Source organism: Corallococcus sp. CA053C (genome assembly GCF_003611675.1).
GTDB lineage: Bacteria > Myxococcota > Myxococcia > Myxococcales > Myxococcaceae > Corallococcus.
Window position 1 is genome coordinate 1 of the sequence record NZ_RAWA01000053.1, and the last position, 20,827, is coordinate 20,827.

The following is a 20,827-nucleotide window of genomic DNA, read 5'->3' on the forward strand; positions in this document are numbered from 1 at the left end:
GGCCAGGTGAGGGCGGAGGGCATGGGCTCGGAGCCGTCCGCGGACACGGGGCCCGCGGCGCGGGCGGCGGCGAGCAGGCGCAGCGCCGCGTCCTCGGCGGCGTCCTCCGCGGCCAGCTCCGTCATGCGCGCGGACTTCTGCCACATCCGGCGCGCGAAGGCCGCGATGCAGAGGGCCGAAGCGGCGAGCCACAGCAGCGCGGAGCTGGTGGTGAGCGGCAGCCAGCCGTACCGGGCCGCGAGCCCCTCGCGCCAGTCCTGCTCCTCCAGCAGCAGCGACGTGCGGAAGGCCTTGCCGAAGGCCTGCTCGAAAGGCTCTCCCGCGCGCACGCCGTCCACCAGCAGGCCCATGGCCTGGGGGCCGTGCTTCCCGGTGAGGTAGGCCACGAAGGCGGCGCTCTGCGCGTAGGCGATCTCCACGTCGGCGGGCACGTCCGGCCAGTCCTCGGACAGGTCCTCGAAGTGGAAGACGCGCTCCTGCGTCACGGCGCGGAAGAGGGCGCTGTAGTGCGCGACGGAGTAGCGCTCGTCGGTGAGGTTCTGCGCCACGCCCTCCTGGAACCAGCGCGGCCACTCCTTCGCCAGCTGCCCCAGCGCCACGTGCGCCAGCTCATGCCTCAGCGTCGTGGGGCCCTCCGTGTCGCTCAGGCTCAGCGCGTCCAGGAGGATGATCTGATGCGCGGGGTAGGCGAGCGCCACCGCCCAGCCCGGGGGCTTGCCGCCGGGGAGCGCCAGCGCCTCGAACTCCGCGCGGCCCACGCCCAGCCGGATCTCCGTGGTGCCCGGCCAGTCGCGCCCGAGCATCGCGCCGAAGCTGTCGCGCACGCCCTCAATCTGCTGGGCCAGCGCCCGGGCCGCGCCCGTCGCCTTCGCCGTGTGGACGATGACGAAGCGCTTCGTGCGCAGCTCACCCGTTGCCAGCGCGGGCCGTGCGTGGGGCACCAGCGCGCTGTCGGTGACGACGGCCTCCTGGCTGTGGATTCCGCGCGGACCCTCGTCCTGCGCGAACACCGGGGGCGAGGCCAGCAGCATCATCAGGACGGCGAACAGGCGGAGCATGCGTGGCCTCACGGTCCACCAGAGATAACAGCCTCCACCGCCGCCGCATCAACCCCCTGCACCTTCAATCGCTTACGGCGCGACGTGTCACCCGCCGTGAGGGTCACCTGCCGGCGCGGGACACCCAGCTTTTTCGCGATGAATTCCACCAGGGCGGCATTCGCTTCGCCGTCCACGGGCGGGGCCGCGAGTTGGATCTTCAACTGGCCGTCGTGTTCCCCCACGAACTTCGTGCGGGACGCGCGCGGCTGGACGAGCACCGTCAGCTCCACCCCGTCGGGCACTGCCTTGAGCCAGGGGGCGGGCACGGGCTAGTCGTTGGAGTTGGCCTTCTTCTGCGTCAGGAAGGCGACGTTGTCCTCGACGCGCGCGTAGTCGCGGTCCGCGAACGAGGGCGCGGCGAACGTCTCCAGCAGCTTGCGGTGGGCCTCCACCACGGAGCGCACCTGCGACTCGAACTGGGTGCGCTGGCGCTTGAGCTCGTTGATGTCTTCCACCACCTGCACCAGCCGCTGGTGCGCACCGTGGACGATCTTCTCCGCCTGGTGCTCCGCGTCCGCGATGATGATCTCCGCTTCCTTCTTCGCGGCGTCCTTCAGGTCCTCGCTGATGCGCTGCGCGGTGACCATCGTCTCCTGGAGGGTGCGCTCGCGCTCCTGGTGTTGCTCGAGCTTGTGCTGCGTGCGCTTGAGCTCCTCCTTGAGCGCGATGTTCTCCTTCACCACCTCTTCGAACTCACCGGCGATGAGCTCCAGGTACGCGCTCACTTCGGGACGCGCGTAGCCGCGCATCGCCGTCTCGAAGCGCTTCTGCCGGATGTCGAGCGGGGTGATCTTCATGCGCGCCAGTCTAACCCATACACGCGCGCACTCCAGGAATCGGCCCCCCTGCCGGGGGGAGGACACGGCAAGCAGGCAGGCAGGCGTGTCTCAGGGCGTCGCGGTCGCGGCGCCGTCCCACTGCGACACCACGGAGCGCGCGGCGTTCTGCACCGCGTAGCCCATGCGACTGTCCGCGGCCACGTCCTGCACGGTGCGCCGCGCGGTGGGGGTGCGCTGGTAGAGCAGCCCTCCCAGGGCCTGGATCTTCAGGGCGTCCGGCAGGCGCGGGTGCCGCACGATGTTGCCCAGGATCTCTTCCGCGCGGCGGTGCTGGAAGAGCGCCACCGCGCGCAGCGCCGCCTGCTGGATGCGCGGGTTCGGATCCCAGATGAACGCGGCCAGCGGGTCCAGGGCGCGCGGGTCGCCCAGCAGCGCCAGGTCCTCGATGGCGAGCGTGCGGATCTCCTCCGGCGCCGGCTCCGAGGCCCACAGCAGGCCCCTCAGGAGCGCCACGTCCGGCGTGCTCACGTCCGCGGGCGTCGGGGAGGGCCGGGTCAGGGCGGCCTTGTCGGCGCCCGCCTTGTCTCCGGAGGCCTTGTCTCCAGAGGCTTTCTCCGGGGCCGGCTTCAGGGGAGCCCGGGCCGGAGCCTGGGCGTGCGCGGCGGCGGTCAGCAGCAGGGCGGCGGCGAGGAGCGGACGCATGGCCCCGTTCTACCCGAATCCCGGGGCCCGGACAGCGGGATGGAACACCCCCCTGGGTCGCGGGCGACATTTTCTTGACGGGATCGTCGGACGTGGGAGGTTGCTGGCGCTACAGGCGTGTTGCGAACGGAGAGCGAAGACATCATGGGTGCGGCGGTCGCGAGCTGGCAGACGCTGGAGAACGTCGAAGTGGAGTGCACCCACTGCGGCGTCATGATGACCCTCCAGCCCGGGAACCGGGTGAAGTACTTCCGGTGTGGTTCATGCCACCGCTGGGTGTCCAGCACCTACAGCGAGGTGTTCCGCGCGGACTCGAAGATGCGCACGCACCCGGTGAAGGACACCGCGGACGCGGATGCGCGCTTCGTGGAGGTGAAGGACCGGCTGGACAAGTGGCTCACCGCCGTCCAGGAGCAGTGCCCGTACCAGATGATGGGCGTGTCGCCGTTGGATCCGCCCGACGTGGTGCGCGCGCGCTTCCACGCGCTGGCCATGGAGCGGCACCCGGACCGGGGCGGCTCCGCCGAGCAGATGCGCGAACTCAACGCCGCCTACGAGCGCATCCTCAAGCACCGTCAGCGCAAGCGGATGGAGTCGCTGTCCTCCGGCACGGCCTCGCGCGCGACGCCCACGTCCGTCCTGCCCGCGCGCAGCAGGTAGAGCCAGAAGAGCGCTCCCAGTGACAGGCCCAGCCCCACCTTGGCCCAGGTGGGGAAGAAGCGGCCCGGGGAGATGAAGCCCTCCACCACGCCGATGCCGGCGAGGAAGGGCGCGCAGCCCACCACCAGCTTCACCGCCTCGCGGCCGCGCACCTGGAGCGCCTGCGCCCGGGGCAGCTCGCCGGGGTCGATGAGCGCCTGGCCCACCATCAGGCCCGCGCCCCCCGCGATGACGATGATGGACAGCTCCACCGGCCCGTGCGCGGCGATGAAGTCCAGGAAGCCCACCGCCATGCCCTCGCGGAAGCACAGCGCGCCCACCGCGCCAATCAGCACGCCGTTGTTCACCAGCGTGAAGATGGGCCCCACGCCCAGGAGGATGCCGGACGCGAACGCGAACAGCGTGACGGTGAGGTTGTTGGTCGCGATGCCGGAGGCCACCGCGTTGGGCGGCGCCACCGACAGCAGATCATCCGTCCACATGCGCCCCTGGGCCACGTAGCGCCGCACCCCCTCCGGCACCAGCAGCTCCGCGCCGCGCGGCTCCAGCGTCACCACCAGCGCGCCCAGCAGCAACCCCAACACCAGCAGGCCCGCGCTCACGCCCACGAAGCGCGCCTCGCGGCGCAGGGTGGCCGGGAAGTCGCGCCGGAAGAAGTCGCGCGTGGCGGCCCAGCGCTCGCGGGGCGGCTGGTAGATGGCGCCATACGCCTGCCCGCACAGCTGGTTGAGGAACCGGTGCGCGTCCGTGCCCGGGTAGAACGTCTGCGCCTGGGCCAGGTCCGCGGCCGCGCGGCGGTAGAGCGTGTCCAGCCGTCGCAGCTCGTCCAGGTGCAGCCGGCCCGACCTCTGGCGCGTCAGGAGCCCCTGGAGCGCGTCCCAGTCCGGCCGGCGCCGGGTGACGAAGGCGGGGAGGGGAAGGGCCATGTCAGTGGCTCGCCCGGGCGCGCGCGCGCAGGAAGGCCTCCGTGGCGTCCGCGGAGGCGAGCACCCGCTCGCGCTCCGCGTCCGTCAGCGAGGCGCCCACGCGGTCCACCATCCGCGCGCCCAGCCGTCGCCGCACCTCCGGCTCCAGCCCGGACGCGCGCGACAGGAACGCCAACACCAGCTCCACGTCCTCCGCGTCCAGCGGGCGCTCAGGCGACGCGGGCGCGGGAGGCGCTTCGGAGGCGGGGGCCTGCGTGTACTTGTCCAGGTCGATGGCCTCCTCGCGCACCAGCACGGTGCCGGCGAGCAGGTCTCCCAGCCGGCGGTGCCGCCCGTCCAGCAGCATGGTGATGCAGCCGGTGGCGTAGAGCACCGGCAGGAAGTCCACCGCGCGGCACAGGTTGCGCACGGCGCTCTCGTAGAAGCCCACCGGCGCGCCGTCCTCGCGCACGACGCGGATCTTCAGCACGCGCTTGCCGGGTGTCTGTCCATGGAAGAAGACCTCCGCCAGCGTCCAGTACAGCCATTGCGTGGCGAAGATGCCCACCGCGAACAGCGACTGCGCCAGCCCCGACAGCGCCTGGAATGCGCCCAGCACGTCGGAGATGAGCAGGGTGATGACGAAGTAGAGGGCGACCCAGAAGAAGAACAGCAGGCTTGCGTCCACCAGCCACGCAAGACAGCGGTAGCCGATGCCGGCCACGGGCAGGGACAGCGCCACCCGTTCGGGCGTGGCGACGTCGACGTGAGGTGCGGGGGCGGAGGGTGTCATGCGTGTCGGACGCACAGCATACGCCCTTGGCGTCCAGGGCGCGCCCTCCGTGTTTTGCGTGCCACCAACACCCGGGAGCCAAAACAGCGCACGAAACATCGAATGGTGGACGCAAATGCGTGTCCCTGGCTGGACAGCGATCCTGGCCTGACGGACGAGGGCCTGGATTTCGATACACTTCATGCGCAATTGACAGTCCCGACAAAGCCGGTTCGCACGGAGCGGCTGAGGGTGTTAGGGTCTCGGGTGGTGGTTGGCATTGCCCGAGCGAAAAAGGAGGAACGGCCCGAAGGGGCCGGTTCGGCAGTCGCAAGCGCAGTCCGCAGTGCAGCACGGACAAGACCCCCGGATGGAGTTGAAGCGCGGTTCTCGCACGCCCATCACAGGCGGAAGTTCCGCCGCGGTTCCACCGACTCCGGGGCAGGTTGCAGTCGACAGGTTGTAAAGCAATTCGCCACGACGGCTGGGGGGCCATCGCATGGCAGCGAATCAATCCGCAGTGCGTATTTCGATTCTCGAAGGACCTTGGGCGGCCTGGCAGGGCCTCTCCGACGGACTTCGGGGTGAGGGTCATTCCACTTCGGTGACGCGCGACGTGCGCGGCTTCCTGGATGGGCTTGGAACGGATCCGCCGCAGGTGGCCATTCTGGATGTGGAGAGTGATGGCGAAGCCGCCATTGGCTGCTCCGTGACGGAAGGGCTCAACCTGCTGCGCGAGGCCCGCAAGCGCAGACTGGAAGTCCGCATGTTGCTCCTGTCCGCCGTGAGCACGCCGGAGGTCATCTCCCAGTGCTTCGACGAGGGCGCCTCCGGCTACCTCTTCCGCGCGGGGCTGGGCGTCAATGCCGTCTCTTCCGCGGTCCAGTCACTGGTGAGGGGCGAGCGCCTCTTCCCGGTGCAACTGCTGCGCAATGACTTCGAACATCCGCCGGTGACGTCACCCACGGCGAGCGTGCTGCTGCTGCTCACGCAGCGGGAGCGCGAGGTGCTGGCGTACGTGGCGGGAGGCGCGGACAACCTGAAGATCGCCGCGCACCTTCAAATCGCCGAGCGCACGGTGAAGTCACACGTCACGCAGCTCTACCGCAAGCTTGGAGCGGAGAACCGCACCCAGCTTGCCCTGCGCGCCTGCCATCTGGGCGTCAGGCCTCCGCCGGACCTCTAGTCGGGGACCGGCCCACCCTCCCCGCGAACCGGGGAGGGAGTCGCGGCAGTCGGAAACGGCGCGGCCCTAGTTCTTGCGGGCCGCCTCTTCCATCTTCTTGCGGAGGCTCAGGGGACGCATGTCCGTCCAGACCTCCTTGATGTACTCCAGGCACTCGGCCTTCAGGCCCTGCTTGCCGGCGTCCTTCCAGCCCAGCGCGTTCTCGCGGTCGGCGGGCCAGATGGAGTACTGCTCTTCGTGGTTCACGACGACCTTGTAGATGGTCGTGTCTTCGCGCTCGTCGCTCATGGGGGGTGGCTCCTACGACACCAGGGAGCCCCTTTCGTCGCACACCCGGGGAAAAGCGGTCAAGGTAGGCGAACGGGAAGGCTCGGGAGCCGTCCTGTCAGGGCGGATCCGCGCCCGGCCGCCCGGTAGGGCTCCACCCGTGACCCGCGTCCGTGACACAGGGGATGCGGGCCACGGATACTCCCGCCCATGCGCTTCTTGAAGAACGGCATCGCGGGCATCCTCCTCCTCGTGGGAGGCGCCTGGGCCGCGCTGGCCCTGGCCCTCACGGGCTCAGGCCCGGAAGGTCCCCACCTGGGGAGGGCCCTCTTCGCCGTGGGGCTCCTGGGCGCGGCGGTGGCCGCGTGGCGGTGGCGCTCCCGGCGCTGGAGCGTGGCGGTGGTGCTGGTGGGGTGCGCGGCCGTGTACGGCTGGGTGCGCACGGTGCAGCCCTCCAACACCCGGGACTGGGCGCCGGACCTGACGCGGGCGCCGTGGGCGGAGGTCGCCGGCTCGAAGGTGACGCTCCACGAGGTGCGCGACTTCCGCTACCGCAGCACCACGGACTGGGATGAGGCCTGGTACACGGCCACCTACGACACGGACGCGCTCACGGGCGCGTCGTTCATCGTGGAGCCCTTCTCCGGGTTCTACGGCGCGGCGCACACGATGGTGTCCTTCAGCTTCCAGGACGGCCGCCACGTGGTGTTCTCCGTGGAGGTGCGGCGCGAGAAGGGCGAGACGTTCTCCGCGGTGGGCGGCCTGTTCCGCCGCTTCGAGCTGGCGTACGTCGTGGGCGACGAGCGCGACCTCGTGCAGCTGCGCTCCAACTTCCGCCACGACGCCGTGTACCTGTACCCCGTGAAGGCGTCGAAGGAGCGCGTCACCGCGTTCTTCCTGGACATGGTGCAGCGGATGAACGGGCTGCACGCGGCGCCGGAGTTCTACGACACGCTCACCAGCAACTGCACCACCAACCTGGTGCGCCACTTCGAGAAGGTGGCCACGAAGGACGTGCCCTATGATCACCGCACGCTGATGCCCGCGTTCGCGGACGCGCTCGCGTACGAGCTGGGCATCATCGACACGGACGCCCCGCTGGAGCAGGTCCGCGCGCGCTACCACATCAACGCGCGCGCGCTGGCGGCGCAGGGGCAGGACGACTTCTCCCAGCGCATCCGCGCCCCCGAGCCCACCGCCACCGCCCCGGCGCCGTGACTCAGGTGCCCGTCTTCTTCAGGTCGCCCTGGAGGTGTCGCACGTAGTGCTCCTCCAGCGCGGTGAAGTAGCCGCGCTCCTCCCACAGCTCCTGGAGGAGCCGGTCGGTGAGGGACCGCACCTCCGCGCTCTCGCCCTCGCGGTCGGGCACGCGCGGGCCGCGCTTCGGGTCGAGCAGGGCGCGGGTGGCCTCCGCCATCAGCAGCCGGCTGCTCCGGAAGATGCGGCGCAGGGCCTGGTTGATGGGGCGGGCGTCCAGCTCCTTGCAGGCGGCCACGATGGCGTCCTGCACCTTCCGGGGCGCGTCACCCTGGAGGGACGCGGCGTCCAGGTCGCCGCGCTCCAGGGCGTGGTGCAGCAGGTAGCCGTGGTGCAGCGTCAACGACGTCAGGTCCACGCAGTCCTTCACCCAGAGGACGAAGAAGACCTTGCGGAACACCTTGCGCACCGGGAAGAGGGCCACGGCCTTCAGGTACGAAACGAGCCGCCCGCCCAGGCTGCGCGCCTCGTTGGAGCCGGCCAGCAGCGCCACGGCCTTGTCCGGGGCCTTGATGCCCCGCTCCTGGAGCTGGTCGCGCACGGCCTGCTCGCGCACCTGCCGCAGGGCGTAGTCGTCCAGGAAGGGCACGGGGATGAGCGGGGTGAGCCCGGCCGCCACGGCGTGGAAGGCCACGCGTTTGAGCGGGGGCGGCACGGCATTCGACGGACGGGGCGAGGGGTCGGCCATGGCGTGTTTCATAACCGCTTCCGTCCCGGCCGCCTTCCGTCGGTAGAGTGCCGGCAGGTTTTTTGTCGGCGGGAGTGTCCTGAACTCCTCCGAGAGGTGGATTGGATGAAGGCGAAGCTGGAACTCCCCATCGTGCCGTTCGCGTCGGAGAAGGCGTGGGAGAAGTGGCTGGAGAAGCACCACGCGGACTCGCCGGGTGTCTGGATGAAGCTCGCGAAGCGGGAGTCGGGCATCCCGTCGGTGACGTATGCGCAGGCGCTGGACGTGGCGCTCTGCTACGGGTGGATCGACGGGCAGAAGGACGCGCTCGACGCGGAGTACTGGCTCCAGCGCTTCACGCCCCGGGGCGCCCGCAGCCGGTGGTCGAAGATCAACTGCGGCAAGGTGGAGGCCCTCCTCGCCGCGGGGCGCATGAAGCCCGCGGGCCTGCGCGAGGTGGAGGCGGCCCGGGCCGACGGACGGTGGGAGACGGCGTACGCGGGGCCGAAGACCATCACCGTCCCGGAGGACCTGCTGCTCGCGCTGGACGCGAACCCGAAGGCGAAGGCGTTCTTCGCCACGCTCAAGAGCGCCAACCGGTACGCCATCCTCTACCGGCTCCACGAAGCGAAGAAGCCGGAGACGCGCGCGCGGCGGTTGGACATGTTCGTCGCCATGCTCGAGGCCGGCGAGACGCTCCACGGCTAGGGACGGCGGGCAGGCGGGCTACTTGGGCTCGCCCATGACTTCCAGCGTGTGCTTGAGCCGCTCCAGGCCCAGGCGCACCAGGGCGCCGCGCAGGTCGGGCTGGCCCAGGAACGCCTTCTTGAACACGTCGCGCTCCAGCTTGAGCAGCGTGCACGGCGTCACGGTGCGCACGGTGGCGGTGGCGAGGCGGCTGCGCAGCAGGGAGATCTCCCCGAACAGGGCGCCTTCCTCCAGCACGGGGAAGGACGTCTGGCGACCGTCGCTGTGCGTGTGGAAGACCTCGCACTGGCCGCGCAGCAGGACGTAGAGCGCGTCACCCGGCTGTCCCCGGGTGAGGAGCGTTTCCCCCGCGGGGACGGTGCACGGGATGAAGGCGTCCCCCAGCTCGTGCTGCACTTCCGGGGGCAGCGCGGCGATGAGCGGGTTGCTGCGCAGCGTGTCCGCGAGCAGGCGCTCCTTCGCGGCCAGCTGCATCTGCTCCCCCTTCACGCCGTAGTCCTTGCCCAGCTCCCGGACGCCGGCCTGCGTGAGCTCCAGCAGCACCACGTCCTCCACCGTCACCACCGTGGCGGTGCGCTTCGTGCCGGTGAGCAGCGCCAGCTCCCCGAAGAACTCACCGGAGCCCAGGCGGCCCACCTCCAGGTTCGCGGCGCCGTCGTTGCCGCGCAGCACCGCGACCCGACCCTCCAGCACGACGAACATCGAGTTGCCGGGGTCGCCTTCGCGCACCACCACCTGGCCCGCCTGGAGGTAGCGCGTGCAGACGGGAGGGGCCGGGGCCACCTCCGCTTCCGTTACGTTCGCCGGGGCGGAAGGTGTCGCGGACGCCGGTCCGGCGGAGACCTCCGGGGCGGACGGGTGGGCGGACAGCAGGGCCTGCAGGCGCGCGAACAGGGACATGGGGCCCGGACGCTATCAGGGGGCTGGCCGGTGACTGTGAAATGCTTCACAGGCATCGGGAGATCCTCAGGAACGCCTTCCGACCAAGCAGGCGGACTAAGGGTAAATCCTTACGGCGTCAGTGTTTGGCGGACAGGTCCGTGGAAGATGCAAGGCATTGGCTTGAGCACAGGGAGGCGTGATGCCGCGAGAACAGAGGGTGCTGCTCGGTGAGGCTCCGGCGTTGGTGGTGGGGGACGGGTCGACCCTGGCCCCGGGACCCAGGGGCACTTTCGTGCTCATTCATGGACTTGGGGGGTCGAAGGAGGTCCAGCTGCCCGAGGCGCAGCTGTTGGCCCGGCATGGCTACCTCGCGGTGATTCTTGACGCGATGGGGCACGGCGAGCGGCGGTATCCCGACTTCGAGCGGCGCTTCAGCCCCGACCATCGGGATCAGTCCTTCCGCGAAGTCGTCTCGCGCTCCGCGCAGGAGCTGCCTCGCGTCCTCGGAGCCCTGGCGGAGCGGGGCTGGTCGCGGCCGGGAGCGGTGGGCGTGTGCGGCATCTCGATGGGCGGTGCGATCCTCTTCGAGGGCCTGGGTCCGGAGCTGGCGCTCGACGCGGCCGTGACCGTCATCGCCCCGCCGCCGCGAGGGCCTCAAGGCCACGCACGGCTGGAGCGCTTCTTCCCGACGCCCCTGCTGATGCAGGCGGCGGGTGCGGACTCCCTGGTCCCGGCACAGGACGCGCGCGACTTCCACCACGCGCTCCTGCCGCGTTACGCGAGCGCACCCGAACGCCTCCGCTACTTCGAGCATCCCGGCGAAGAGCACATGTTCACCGAGGCAGGCTGGGGCCGCGTCTGGGAAGAGGTGCTGGGGTGGTTCGACCGGTTCATGCCGGTCGCCGGAGGCTGATGACAGGGCTACACTTCGTGGCCATGGGTGACACGCTGGACGTTGTCGTGGACGTGGGGGACGTGGGGGACGTGGCCGCGGACGGCGTGCTGCTGAAGTACGCCCAGGGCTTTCACGGCGCGGACGGCGCGGTGATGCGCCGGTTGGCGGAGGCGGGCCTCGCGGACGAAGGACTCTCGCTGCTCCCCGGCGATCACCGCATCATCGAGACGAAGGGGAGCCTGGGGGCTCCCTGGGTGCTGTTCCTGGGGACGGTGCGCCTGCGCCAGTTCGGCTACCACGAGATCCGCCAGTTCGCGGTCCGGGCGCTCCAGCTCCTGGAACCGCGGCAGGGCCTGCGTCACCTCGCGTGCACGGTGCACGGTCCCAACTATGGGCTCGACGAGGACGAGGCGGTGCTGGCCCTGGTGGGTGGCTTCGTGGATGCGTTCCAGCGCGGCATCGGCCCGCGCGACCTGGAGCGCATCACCGTGGTGGAGCTCAATCCCAAGCGCATGGAGCGGCTGCGCAAGGCCCTGGCGTTGGGCCTGGGGGCCACCCTGGGCGTGGAGCCGCTGCCAGGTGGGATGGGGTTCCGCGTCCGGCGCAACGCCCGGTTCGTCGCGGCGGCGCCCATGGCCTCCGCGGGCGCGAACTCGAACGAGAAGCCGCATGCCTTCGTCGCCATGCCGTTCGCGCCGGAGCTGGAGGACACCTACCACTACGGCATCCTGGGGCCCGTGAAGGCCGTGGGCCTGCTGTGTGAGCGCGTGGATCAGGCGACCTTCGATGGCCCCATCATCCAGCGCATCCGGGACCGCATCGACACCGCGAAGGTCGTCATCGCGGACCTGTCGCTGGCGAACCCCAACGTGTACCTGGAGGTCGGGTACGCCTGGGGCAGGGGAAAGCCCACGCTGATGCTGGTGCGGGACGTGAGGGAGCTGCGCTTCGACGTGTCCAGCTACCGCTGCCTCGTCTACCGCAGCATCCGGCACCTGGAAGAGGTGCTCACCCAGGAGCTGCAGCGGATCCTCTGACACGTCACCAGCCGCGCGCGGCGACCTCCCACGTCGCCACGCCCGTGTCGCCCCGCACGACATGCAGCCGCGCATGCAGGGGGACGGAAACACAGACATGGTTGGGCACCACGCGCACGCGCTCGCCGATTCGGGGGCGCCACGTCGTGGCGGACACGTCCAGCAGCCCGTGCTCCTCCGACAGGTTCTTCACCACGACCTCCGGCCGTTCAAGCAGGACGCCATACCCCGGCGCCACGCCTTCCTCCTTCGCGAGCGCCTTGGCACCCGCGTCGATGACGACCTGTCCGGGAACGGCGGTGCTCACCACGGTGGCGAGGACGGAGTAGGCGCACTCCGTCCAATCACAGGCGCCGATGGTGACGCTGTTGCGGTCGTTCAGGACGTTGAGGCCCGGGCGGATCTCCGTCAGCCCTCGCACGGCATGGGATTGCCAGAGGGTGGGAGTGGAGCCGCCGCTCACGACCTCGGGAGGGAGCCCCGCGGCGCGCAGGGCCTCCACGAACGACGCCAGTGTCTGGGATTGGGTCTGCATCGCGGCAGGCAGCTCCGCCTGAGGCATCCGGAGGTGACCCGCGTAGAACGTCACGCCGCGAAACGCCACGCCCGGCGTGGAAGCCGCCACGCGCGCCAGGGCCACGGCGTCCTCGGGCGTGCGCAGCCCGACCCGACGCATGCCCAGGTCCAGCTCCACGAGCACGTCCACGGTGCGCCCGGCGTCCCGGGCCGCGAGTGCCAGGCCCTCCAGCACTTCGCGTGAGTCCAGCGCCACGGTGAGCCGCACGCGGGAGGGCAGGGCCATCAAGCGCGCGAGCCGGCGCGTTCCCACGGGCGGATACGCCAGCAGCACGTCGTCGGACACCCGGGCCAAGACCTCGGCCTCCAGGATGGTGGCCACCGTGACGCCCGAGGCTCCCGCCGCGACCTGGAGCGCGCCCAGTTCCACCGTCTTGTGGGTCTTCGTGTGGGGCCGCCAGCGCAGGCCATGCTCCCGCGCATAGGTCGCGACGCGCTGGAGGTTCCGCTCGACGCGGTCCAGGTCGACGATGGCGGCGGGCGTGTCGAGGGCATCCAGGGCGGGCGTGGACATGCGGCGCATGCTGGCACCCGGCTGTACTTCGAGACCAGCGCCAACCGCGCCGCGGTCACGCCCTACGCGGCAGGCTCGAAGCCGATGCGCGGGCGCTGCCAGGCCCAGCCACCGGCCTTCAGCGCTTCCAATGCCTGCGCCTCCAGCGCCTGCAGCGCGGCCAGCACCTGCGCGGGCGGGCGGGGCGCTCCCGGCGCGCTCTCCACCTCGAAGCGTGCGGGAATGGTGCTGGCGTCCTGGCCGCCCATCACCACGCGGATCCAACAGTTCTGCGGTGACAGCTCCGTCTCCCCGGACCACGACACGTCCTGGACGAAGAGGTCCACCGCGCCCAGCACCTTCTGCCCGCGCAGCCGCGTCACCACCGCGTCCAGGGAGCCCTTCGCGCGCTGGTTCCGCCGCTTGCCAATGCGGGTGAGCGTCCACCAGGCCAGGCCGCCCGCGACGACGGGGGAGAGGATGAAGTAGGGGATGAGCGGGCTCATGGGCGCCAGGGTGCCACGAAACTCAGGGGAAGGAACGCCCATCCCTCACGGTGCGAGGGACGGGCGTTGAAGCACGGCTACTGCGGCGCGGGAGCGGTGGGCTTCTTCGTCGCGTTGGGCTTGTACGTCATGCCCAGCTCGTTGAAGACGAAGGAATAGACGTCCACCTCCTCCTCGATGCGCGCGGCCAGCGGCGTGCCGGCCCCGTGCCCCGTCTCCGCGTTGGCGCGCAGGAGGATGGGCTTCGGGGCGCTGGTCGCCGCCTGCATCCGGGCCACCATCTTGCGCGAGTGGAACGGATCCACGCGCGGATCATTCGCCCCGGAGGTGAAGAGCACCGACGGGTACTTCGTCCCGTCCTTCACCTGGTGCACCGGCGAATAGGCATACAGCGCCTTGAACTGCTCGGGGTCCTTCACCGAACCGTACTCGGTGACGTTGAACTGGCCGTTGGGCGTCAGCTCCGTGCGCAGCATGTCGTAGATGCCCACGCGCGCCACCACCACGCCGTACTGCTCCGGGTGCTGCGTCACGGCCGCGCCCATCAGCAGGCCGCCGTTGCTGCCGCCCTGGATGGCCAGCTTCTTCGGCTGCGTGTACTTCTGGTCCACCAGCAGCTTCGCGCACGCGTAGAAGTCGTCGAACACGTTCTGCTTCTTCGTGAGCGAACCGTCCTGGTGCCAGGACTCACCGAACTCCGAGCCGCCGCGCAGGTTGGCCACCGCGAACACGCCGCCCTGCTCCAGCCACAGGCCCGTCATCGCGCTGTACCCCGGCGTGATGGAGACGTTGAAGCCGCCGTAGCCCGTGAGCCACGCCGGGTTCTTGCCGTCCAGCTTGGTGCCCTTCTTCTTCAGGATGGTGAGCGGCACCTTGGTGCCGTCCTTCGACGTGGCCTCCGTGCGCACCACCTCCACGTCGCTCATGTCGATGGCCGCCGTGCGCGCCAGCGCCGTCTTCGTCACCTTGCCGTCCTTCGCCGAGTAGCGGAACCACGCGGCCGGCTGCGTGAAGCTGCCGTTGACGAACAGCAGGTCATCCGCGCCCTGCCGCACCGCTCCGCCCACGGACGACACCGGCAGCGTGGGCACCATCCCCAGCGCCTGCCCCTTCAGGTCCACGATGCGCAGCTGCGACGGTCCGCCCAGCTGCTCCACCAGGTACAGCCGGCTCTGCGTCGCCAGGATGGACTGCACCGTGGCCTCGCTCTCCGGCACCAGCACCGTCGCCTTGTCCAGCGTCGGCGTCGCCAAGGGCAGGCGCAGCACCTTGCCGCGCGACGCGTCCTTGCGGCTGAGCAGGTACGCCGCGCCGTCGCTGCCAAAGCGCGCCGACACCACCTTGTCCGTGAACTTCGCCACCTGCGTCCACTTGCCGGAGGGGCCGTGCAGGTACAGCTCGAACTCGCCGCCGTCCCCGTTGGCGACGCGCGCGACCGTGTACTGGCCGTCATCGCTCGCCTCCAGGTCCGTCATCGCGATGCGCGGGAAGTCCTTGCCCAGCGCGTACGTGTCCTTCTCCGTGGGCGTGCCCAGCGTGTGGAAGTACACCTGTTGATAGACCTCGCGGTCGATGGCCGGACGCTCCTCGCCGCGCGGATAGCGCGTGTAGAAGTAGCCCGTGCCCTGCGCGTTCCACGCGAGGCTGCCGCCCGCGGTGCCGCCGTTGACGCGAGGAACGAGCTCGTTGGCCAGCGCCTTCGCGCCCGCCACGTCGTACACGGACACGTCACCGCTCTCCGTGCCGCCCTTCGACATGGACACGGCCACCTTCTTGCCGTCGCGCGTGAGCTGGAACCAGTCAATGGTCGTCTTGCCGGACGTGTCCACCTGCGTGGGGTCCACCAGCAGGCGCTCCTTCGACGTGTCGTCCAGCGAGCCCACGACGACGAGCACCGGCTGCTGCTTGGGCGGCTGGAACTTCAGCGCCAGGATGACGCCGCCCTTCTCGTCCAGCGCCGCGTACGCGGGGGACTTCCACGACAGCAGCTCCGTGATGCGCTGGCGCAGGCCCTCGCGCCCGGGGAGCTTGTCCAGCACCGCGCGGGTGTAGGCGTTCTGCGCGTCGGTCCACGACTGCACCTTCGGGTCGGTGGCGGACTCCATCCACTGGTAGGGGTCCGACACCTTCGTGCCGTGGTAGGTGCTCTCCACGGGCTGCTTCTCCGCGGCAGCGGGCTTCGCGGGCGCCTTGCCCGCGGCGCTGGCCACGAGCGGGAGGAGCAGCGCGGCGGTGGTCACGGCGGTTCTGAACTTCACGGTTCACCTCGCATGGATGTGCCCTGTGACGTGCCCTGCCTGCGTCAGCGCAGGGGCAGCTCCACCAGGGCGGTGGAGAAGAGATCAAAGGCTTCGTTGGCGTTGGGCTTCGTGCCCTCGTCCATGTTGCCGAGCATCAGCGCGAAGACGACGCGCGGGTGCTCCAGGTCATTGGGGCGCTCGGCCACGCCCACGAAACACTTCTGGCCCGTCAGCGTCCCCGTCTTCGCGCGGATGCGGCCCGCCGTGGCCTGCGTGGTGCGCCGTCCCGCCAGCGTCCCGTCCACGCTCAGCACGGGCAGGCTGTCCACCAGCGCCTGCCCATAGGGCTCCTGGAGGCTGGTGAGGATCACCCGCGCCATGCCCCGGGGCGTGGCCAGGTTGTAGCGGGACAGGCCGCTGCCATCCACCGGGCGCAGGTCCTTGGGCGGCACCCCGCGCCGCAGCAGCTCCGCGCCCAGCGCCGACCTGAGCGCGGCGTAGCCCTCCTGGCCGGTGCGCTCGCGCGCGAAGCGCATGCCCAGCCGCTCCGCGTAGAGGTTGAGGCTCTCCTTGTTCGTCGCGCGCACCAGCTCCGACAGCGGCGGGCTCGTCAGCTCCACCAGCGGCACCGGCACCGGCGGCAGGGGCGGCGTGGGCGCCTCCAGCGACATCGGCAGCCGCGTCACCCCGTGGCGCGCCAGCGCGTCGTCCACGCACGCGGCGAAGAGGTCCTGCGGCGCCTCCACGGCCAGCTTCACGGCGGCGGCCTGGGGGCAGGGGCCTCCCGCGGGGGAGCGCCACGTGCAGCTCACGCCCGCGCTCCCTCGCATGCAGGACAGGTTCGTGCGGTCCGCGTTGACGTCCACGCGCACCACGGCGGACAGCGTGGCGAAGGTGGGGGTCCACTGGACGGCGGGCGCGTCCGCGCAGGTGGAGCCGGGGGCGCGGGCCAGGGCCAGGTCCACCACGTTCTCGCGGAAGACGAACGGGGTGGGGGCCGCGCTGTAGGCATAGGCGGCGTCATCCCAGGCCCAGCCCGGACCCATCAGGCCGTCCACGCCGTCGGTGCCGGCGATGCGCACGTTGCCGCGCCACTGGTGGATGCCGTGCGCCTGGAACGCCTCCGCGATGCGGTCGCACGCCAGCGCTGTCTCCGGGAAGCGCCAGGAGCCCAGGGACGGGTCGCCGGAGGCCTGCGCCACGATGTCGCCCAGGAACAGGCCGCCCACCTGCGAGCCCTCCAGCGACACCGGCGTCACGAAGCGGAAGTCCGCCCCCAGCGCGGACAGCGCAGCGGAGGTGGACACCACCTTCATCGTGGACGCGGGCAGCAGCCGCACGTTCTCCCGGTGCTGGAAGAGGGGCTCGCCGGTGCGCGCGTCCACCACGTATGCCCCCGCGAGCGCGCCGTCCGCCTCCAGCGTCTCCAGCAGGGTCCGGGTGACGCCGGGCAAGGTGCTTCGCTGGGAAGCAGCCTCCGGCCCGGGAGGCGCGTGGGCGCAGGCGGACAGCAGGACGGAGACGCTGGCGAGGAAGAGGGCTCGGCGCATGGCGGCGGCCACCGTATGTCGCGTGCCTGGGAGTGTCATGGTTTCCGGCCGGCGGGGACGGGCGGGCGTGCACGGTTGGACGGACGGCCCGGGGAGCGACCGGGCAGGGACGACGGGCGCGCAACGGCCGGGTGCGCCGCCTATTCCCACGACAGCGCGTCCAGCCACCCCGAGTGCCTTGACGCCACGGCACCGGACCCCCATCCTCCCGCGCCCCATGCCTGTCCTACGTGGTGCCGTGACCTTTTCGCGCTTCCGGACCGAGCCGGCCAAGGATGCGCCGTCCGACGTGAAGCGCTGGCTGACGAAGGGACTCAAGTCCCATGCGTTCGAGCCCATCGACCGCCGCTCCGAAGATGAGCGCGCGGCCGGTTTCGTGGAGCTGGAGAACGCGGAGGCCTCCGACTTCTCCACCAGCAACCTCTTCTATGGCGAGTACGCCCTCTTCGCCTTCCGCATCGACACCCTGAAGGTCCCCGCCTCCATGATGAAGGCGGAGCTGGACAAGTGGTCCGCCGCCTTCGCCAAGGAGAACAGCCGCCCGCCCGCGCGCGCGGAGAAGAACAAGCAGCGCGCGGAGTTGAAGCAGCTGCTCCGTCAGCGGGCGGTGCCGCGCACCAGCGTGCTGGACGTGGCGTGGAACCTGAAGACGCAGCAGGTGCAGATCTGGGCCGCGTCCCGCAAGACGGTGGATGAGATCTCCGTCGCGCTGGAGGGCGCCCTGGCGGTGAAGGTGATTGGCATCACGCCCGCGTCGATGGCGCAGCGTGCGGGCATCGACGACAAGGCCCTGGGCCCCACGGCGGAGCTCATCGGAATGGACCTGCCGGCGACGGCTTCGGTGGAGGACAGCCATGGCGAAGGGTGAGCAGGCGCGGATCGAGGCGGCGTTCGCCCGGGGCGACGTGGGCGTGGATGGTGGCTCGACCGAGGAGGTGAAGGACGAGGCCGAGGTCGAACAGGGCAAGGCGCGCGAACAGCTGCTGCGCGGCCGGGCCTACCTGGGGCGCGAGTTCCTGACGTGGCTCCTGTGGCGCTCGGAGTCCGGCGATGCGCTGGTGGAGCATGACGGCGCGTCCGTCACGGCCCTCTACCTGGGCAAGGTGGTGCTGCGCGGCGTGGCGGGCGACGTCACGGAGCTGAGCGCGCGCGGCACGCTGGCGCCGTATTCGGAGAACGTGCGGCACTCGCTGGACCGGGGGCTGCTCGTGTCCCAGGCGCGGCTGCGCATCTCCCACGGCGAGCGCGAGTTCGAGCTCACCCTGGATGCGGAGTTCCTGGACATCCGCGCCGCGAAGCTGCCCGCCCTGATGACCGAGGAGGAGGATGATCAGCTCACCGAGCGCCTGGAGCTGACCGAACAGCTCTCCGCCCTCGTGGACGCGCTGGTGACGGACTTCCTCGCCGTGCGAGGCGGCCGCGCCTGGAGCAAGCAGGTGGTCCCCGCGATGAAGGCGTGGATGAGGGGCGAGGAGAAGGGCTCCGACCTGCTCTCCAAGGCCGCCCGCGCCAAGGGCCGTGACGCCCGCGCCGCGCGGGGCTGAGATGTGCTGAGCCGGCTGAAACATCTAGAATAAAACATGGAAGTGTAGAAAATCCTGGAAAAGCTCCGAAGTGGGTGACACAGTGCGGCAGACGTCTGTGTTCCCCCTCTTTGGAGCCTCCCATGAAGCATCCCTTCCTGTTGCTGACGGCCACCCTCGCCGTCGTCCTTCCGTTCCACGCTGGCGCGCAGAGCAGCATCGTCGCGTTTGGCGACAGCCTGAGTGACAACGGCAAGTACAGCACCGCCACCAGCGGTCCGACGACGAATCCGTCCAGCCAGATCTCCGGCCCCTGGGTGAAGCAGCTGGCGGATCAGCTGGGCCTGCCGCTCGTGGCCTCCGACGAAGGAGGCACGAACTACGCGCAGGGCGGCTCGGTCACCGCCGACATGACGAACCAGGTGAATGCCTACCTCACCGCCCACCCGACGGCGTCCTCCACGGCGCTGTACGTCCTCTGGGGCGGCGGCAACGACATCCATCACAAGGTGCTGGACAACCCGCTCGACTCGGCCGGCATCAAGGCCGTGGCGACCAAGGCCGTCTCCAACATCGAAGGGCAGATCCGCAAGCTCGTCGCCGCGGGCGCGAAGCGCGTCCTGTGGGTGAACATGCCTCCGCTCCACAAGACGCCCGCGGCGCTGTCCATCCCGTTCGGCCTGGGCGGCACCGTGCTCTCGCCGCCCAGCTCCCAGTTCAACACGCTCTGGTCCCAGTCCCTGACGCGGCTGCGCGGCGAGTTCCCGTCCGTCACCTTCATCGGGATGAACGCCTACAACAAGTTCAACGCCATCATCGCGTCGCCGTCCGCGTATGGGCTGACGAACGTCACCGGCACCTGCAAGGGCAAGGCGGTCAACCCGGACAAGTACCTGTTCTGGGATGAGATCCACCCGACGAGCTACAGCCACCGCATCTTCGCGAACTACGCGTACGACCTCGTCTCCGACGCCTTCGGTTTCAGCGCCGGCTTCACCGCCGAGGAGTGGACCGTGGAGGAGTGGGCCGCGCAGTAGGTGTCGTGAACAAGACCCCTGCCTCACCCCTCGGAGCCCACCATGAAGCATCCCTTCCTGTTGCTTGCGGCCACCCTGGCCGTCCTCCTTCCGTTCCACGCTGGCGCTCAGAGCAGCCTCGTCGTCTTTGGCGACAGCCTGAGTGACAACGGCAACAACGGCACCGCCACCAGCGGTCCGACGACGAACCCCTCCAGCCAGATCTCCGGCACCTGGGTGAAGCAGCTCGCGACGCAGCTGGGCCTGCCCCTGACGGCGTCCGACAATGGCGGCACGAACTACGCCCGGGGCGGCGCCGTCACCAGCGGGATGACCAGCCAGGTGAACAACTACCTGGCGGCCCACCCGACGGCGTCCTCCACGGCGCTGTACGTCCTCTGGGGCGGCGGCAATGACATCAATTACAAGGCCCAGGCCAATCCGTTCGACTCGGCCGGCATCAAGGCCGCGGCGACGACGGCCGTCTCCAACATCAACGGGCAGATCCGCAAGCTGGTCGCGGCGGGCGCGAAGCGCATCCTCTGGGTCAACATGCCGCCGCTGAACAAGACGCCGGCGGCCCTGTCCGTCCCGGGCGGTCTGGGCACCACCGTGCTCGCGCCTCCCACCACCCAGTTCAACACGCTGTGGGCGCAGGCGCTGACGCAGCTGCGCCAGGACTTCCCGACCGTCACCTTCATCGGGATGAACGCCTTCAACCAGTTCAACGCCATCATCGCGTCGCCGTCCGCGTATGGCCTGACGAACGTCACCGGCACCAGCAAGGGCAAGGCGGTCAACCCGGACAAGTACCTGTTCTGGGATGAGATCCACCCGACGAGCTACAGCCACGGCATCTTCGCGGACTACGGCTACGACCTCGTCTCCGCCACCTTCGGCTTCAGCGCCGGCCTCTCCGCCGACGAGTGGACCGCCGAGGAGTGGAGCGCGCGGTAGTCACCCCGGTGCGCCAGTCTGGACCGCCGCCCGCGCCGGAATGGAGCGGGCGGCTGTTCCAGGAAGGGGCATGCCGGAGCTGTTTCGGGGCGGGCAGGGCGCGGCACACGGTTGGCAATGACACGCGGGCGAACCCTCCGCCCCCAGCA

The 20,827-nt window shown here is 70.3% G+C and carries 23 protein-coding genes; 10 read left to right on the plus strand and 13 right to left on the minus strand.

Annotation, left to right across the window (positions count from 1 at the left end):
* From D7V97_RS09935 to D7V97_RS09950, 4 genes are all read right to left on the minus strand, one after another.
* Positions 1 to 1,058 (minus strand): hypothetical protein (locus D7V97_RS09935; protein ID WP_233582620.1); only part of this gene is annotated, 1,058 nt, incomplete at its 3' end.
* Between the two features lie 8 nt (positions 1,059 to 1,066).
* On the minus strand, positions 1,067 to 1,366 hold the full coding sequence (locus D7V97_RS09940; RefSeq protein WP_120610374.1) for a DUF167 domain-containing protein: 300 nt from the start codon (positions 1,364 to 1,366) through the stop codon (positions 1,067 to 1,069).
* Between the two features lie 3 nt (positions 1,367 to 1,369).
* Positions 1,370 to 1,897 carry a DivIVA domain-containing protein gene (locus D7V97_RS09945; RefSeq protein ID WP_120610375.1) on the minus strand — a complete coding sequence of 176 codons (528 nt, stop codon included), beginning with the start codon at positions 1,895 to 1,897 and terminating at the stop codon, positions 1,370 to 1,372.
* Positions 1,898 to 1,987: 90 nt separating this feature from the next.
* On the minus strand, positions 1,988 to 2,581 hold the full coding sequence (locus tag D7V97_RS09950) for a HEAT repeat domain-containing protein (RefSeq protein ID WP_120610376.1): 594 nt from the start codon (positions 2,579 to 2,581) through the stop codon (positions 1,988 to 1,990).
* Positions 2,582 to 2,725: 144 nt separating this feature from the next.
* Between D7V97_RS09950 and D7V97_RS09955 the strand changes: the two genes are divergently transcribed.
* On the plus strand, positions 2,726 to 3,241 hold the full coding sequence (locus tag D7V97_RS09955) for a J domain-containing protein (protein ID WP_120610402.1): 516 nt from the start codon (positions 2,726 to 2,728) through the stop codon (positions 3,239 to 3,241).
* Here the strand turns inward: D7V97_RS09955 and D7V97_RS09960 are convergent.
* Together D7V97_RS09960 and D7V97_RS09965 are read right to left on the minus strand one after the other, a co-directional pair.
* The gene (locus tag D7V97_RS09960) at positions 3,157 to 4,167 is read right to left on the minus strand and encodes a stage II sporulation protein M (RefSeq protein ID WP_120610377.1); all 1,011 of its coding nucleotides are present in this window, start codon (positions 4,165 to 4,167) and stop codon (positions 3,157 to 3,159) included. The genes D7V97_RS09955 and D7V97_RS09960 overlap by 85 nt on opposite strands.
* A gap of 1 nt (position 4,168) precedes the next feature.
* The gene (locus D7V97_RS09965) at positions 4,169 to 4,939 is read right to left on the minus strand and encodes an RDD family protein (protein ID WP_120610378.1); all 771 of its coding nucleotides are present in this window, start codon (positions 4,937 to 4,939) and stop codon (positions 4,169 to 4,171) included.
* Between the two features lie 478 nt (positions 4,940 to 5,417).
* On the opposite strand from D7V97_RS09965, the gene D7V97_RS09970 reads away from it, so the two are divergent.
* Positions 5,418 to 6,104 carry a response regulator transcription factor gene (locus D7V97_RS09970; RefSeq protein ID WP_120537371.1) on the plus strand — a complete coding sequence of 229 codons (687 nt, stop codon included), beginning with the start codon at positions 5,418 to 5,420 and terminating at the stop codon, positions 6,102 to 6,104.
* A 66-nt stretch (positions 6,105 to 6,170) separates the two neighbouring features.
* Here D7V97_RS09970 and D7V97_RS09975 read toward each other — a convergent pair whose 3' ends face one another.
* Positions 6,171 to 6,392, minus strand: a complete 222-nt coding sequence (locus D7V97_RS09975; protein ID WP_120537372.1) for an MbtH family protein — start codon at positions 6,390 to 6,392, stop codon at positions 6,171 to 6,173.
* Between the two features lie 189 nt (positions 6,393 to 6,581).
* Between D7V97_RS09975 and D7V97_RS09980 the strand changes: the two genes are divergently transcribed.
* Positions 6,582 to 7,589 (plus strand): DUF4105 domain-containing protein, encoded by a 1,008-nt coding sequence (locus D7V97_RS09980; RefSeq protein ID WP_120610379.1) that lies wholly within the window; start codon positions 6,582 to 6,584, stop codon positions 7,587 to 7,589.
* 1 nt (position 7,590) lies between these two features.
* On the opposite strand, the gene D7V97_RS09985 is transcribed toward D7V97_RS09980, so the two are convergent.
* Positions 7,591 to 8,316, minus strand: a complete 726-nt coding sequence (locus tag D7V97_RS09985) for a hypothetical protein (RefSeq protein WP_120610380.1) — start codon at positions 8,314 to 8,316, stop codon at positions 7,591 to 7,593.
* 105 nt (positions 8,317 to 8,421) lie between these two features.
* Here D7V97_RS09985 and D7V97_RS09990 point away from each other — a divergent pair, with 105 nt between their 5' ends.
* The gene (locus tag D7V97_RS09990; RefSeq protein WP_120610381.1) at positions 8,422 to 9,003 is read left to right on the plus strand and encodes a YdeI family protein; all 582 of its coding nucleotides are present in this window, start codon (positions 8,422 to 8,424) and stop codon (positions 9,001 to 9,003) included.
* 18 nt (positions 9,004 to 9,021) lie between these two features.
* On the opposite strand, the gene D7V97_RS09995 is transcribed toward D7V97_RS09990, so the two are convergent.
* The gene (locus D7V97_RS09995) at positions 9,022 to 9,903 is read right to left on the minus strand and encodes a cyclic nucleotide-binding domain-containing protein (RefSeq protein ID WP_120610382.1); all 882 of its coding nucleotides are present in this window, start codon (positions 9,901 to 9,903) and stop codon (positions 9,022 to 9,024) included.
* Between the two features lie 181 nt (positions 9,904 to 10,084).
* Between D7V97_RS09995 and D7V97_RS10000 the strand changes: the two genes are divergently transcribed.
* A complete protein-coding gene (locus D7V97_RS10000; protein WP_120610383.1) occupies positions 10,085 to 10,798 on the plus strand; it encodes a S9 family peptidase in 714 nt (237 codons plus the stop codon).
* The gene (locus D7V97_RS10005) at positions 10,798 to 11,817 is read left to right on the plus strand and encodes a nucleoside 2-deoxyribosyltransferase (RefSeq protein WP_233582625.1); all 1,020 of its coding nucleotides are present in this window, start codon (positions 10,798 to 10,800) and stop codon (positions 11,815 to 11,817) included. The genes D7V97_RS10000 and D7V97_RS10005 overlap by 1 nt, the downstream gene beginning before the upstream one ends.
* A gap of 4 nt (positions 11,818 to 11,821) precedes the next feature.
* Here D7V97_RS10005 and D7V97_RS10010 read toward each other — a convergent pair whose 3' ends face one another.
* The 4 genes from D7V97_RS10010 to dacB all read right to left on the minus strand — a co-directional run bounded on the left by D7V97_RS10010 (position 11,822) and on the right by dacB (position 17,182).
* Positions 11,822 to 12,907, minus strand: coding sequence for a D-TA family PLP-dependent enzyme (locus tag D7V97_RS10010; RefSeq protein ID WP_120610403.1), 1,086 nt, complete (start codon positions 12,905 to 12,907; stop codon positions 11,822 to 11,824).
* A gap of 62 nt (positions 12,908 to 12,969) precedes the next feature.
* On the minus strand, positions 12,970 to 13,392 hold the full coding sequence (locus tag D7V97_RS10015) for a hypothetical protein (RefSeq protein WP_120610385.1): 423 nt from the start codon (positions 13,390 to 13,392) through the stop codon (positions 12,970 to 12,972).
* Positions 13,393 to 13,469: 77 nt separating this feature from the next.
* The gene (locus D7V97_RS10020) at positions 13,470 to 15,650 is read right to left on the minus strand and encodes a prolyl oligopeptidase family protein (RefSeq protein WP_120610386.1); all 2,181 of its coding nucleotides are present in this window, start codon (positions 15,648 to 15,650) and stop codon (positions 13,470 to 13,472) included.
* A gap of 44 nt (positions 15,651 to 15,694) precedes the next feature.
* Positions 15,695 to 17,182 (minus strand): D-alanyl-D-alanine carboxypeptidase/D-alanyl-D-alanine-endopeptidase, encoded by a 1,488-nt coding sequence (dacB, locus tag D7V97_RS10025; protein WP_233582621.1) that lies wholly within the window; start codon positions 17,180 to 17,182, stop codon positions 15,695 to 15,697.
* Between the two features lie 217 nt (positions 17,183 to 17,399).
* Here dacB and rdgC point away from each other — a divergent pair, with 217 nt between their 5' ends.
* The 4 genes from rdgC to D7V97_RS10045 all read left to right on the plus strand — a co-directional run bounded on the left by rdgC (position 17,400) and on the right by D7V97_RS10045 (position 20,678).
* The gene (gene rdgC / locus D7V97_RS10030) at positions 17,400 to 18,050 is read left to right on the plus strand and encodes a recombination-associated protein RdgC (RefSeq protein ID WP_120610388.1); all 651 of its coding nucleotides are present in this window, start codon (positions 17,400 to 17,402) and stop codon (positions 18,048 to 18,050) included.
* Positions 18,037 to 18,726, plus strand: coding sequence for a hypothetical protein (locus D7V97_RS10035; protein WP_120610389.1), 690 nt, complete (start codon positions 18,037 to 18,039; stop codon positions 18,724 to 18,726). The genes rdgC and D7V97_RS10035 overlap by 14 nt, the downstream gene beginning before the upstream one ends.
* Positions 18,727 to 18,848: 122 nt before the next feature.
* Positions 18,849 to 19,742 (plus strand): SGNH/GDSL hydrolase family protein, encoded by an 894-nt coding sequence (locus D7V97_RS10040; RefSeq protein WP_120610390.1) that lies wholly within the window; start codon positions 18,849 to 18,851, stop codon positions 19,740 to 19,742.
* Between the two features lie 42 nt (positions 19,743 to 19,784).
* Positions 19,785 to 20,678, plus strand: a complete 894-nt coding sequence (locus D7V97_RS10045; protein ID WP_120610391.1) for an SGNH/GDSL hydrolase family protein — start codon at positions 19,785 to 19,787, stop codon at positions 20,676 to 20,678.
* The last annotated feature ends 149 nt before the right edge of the window (positions 20,679 to 20,827 follow it).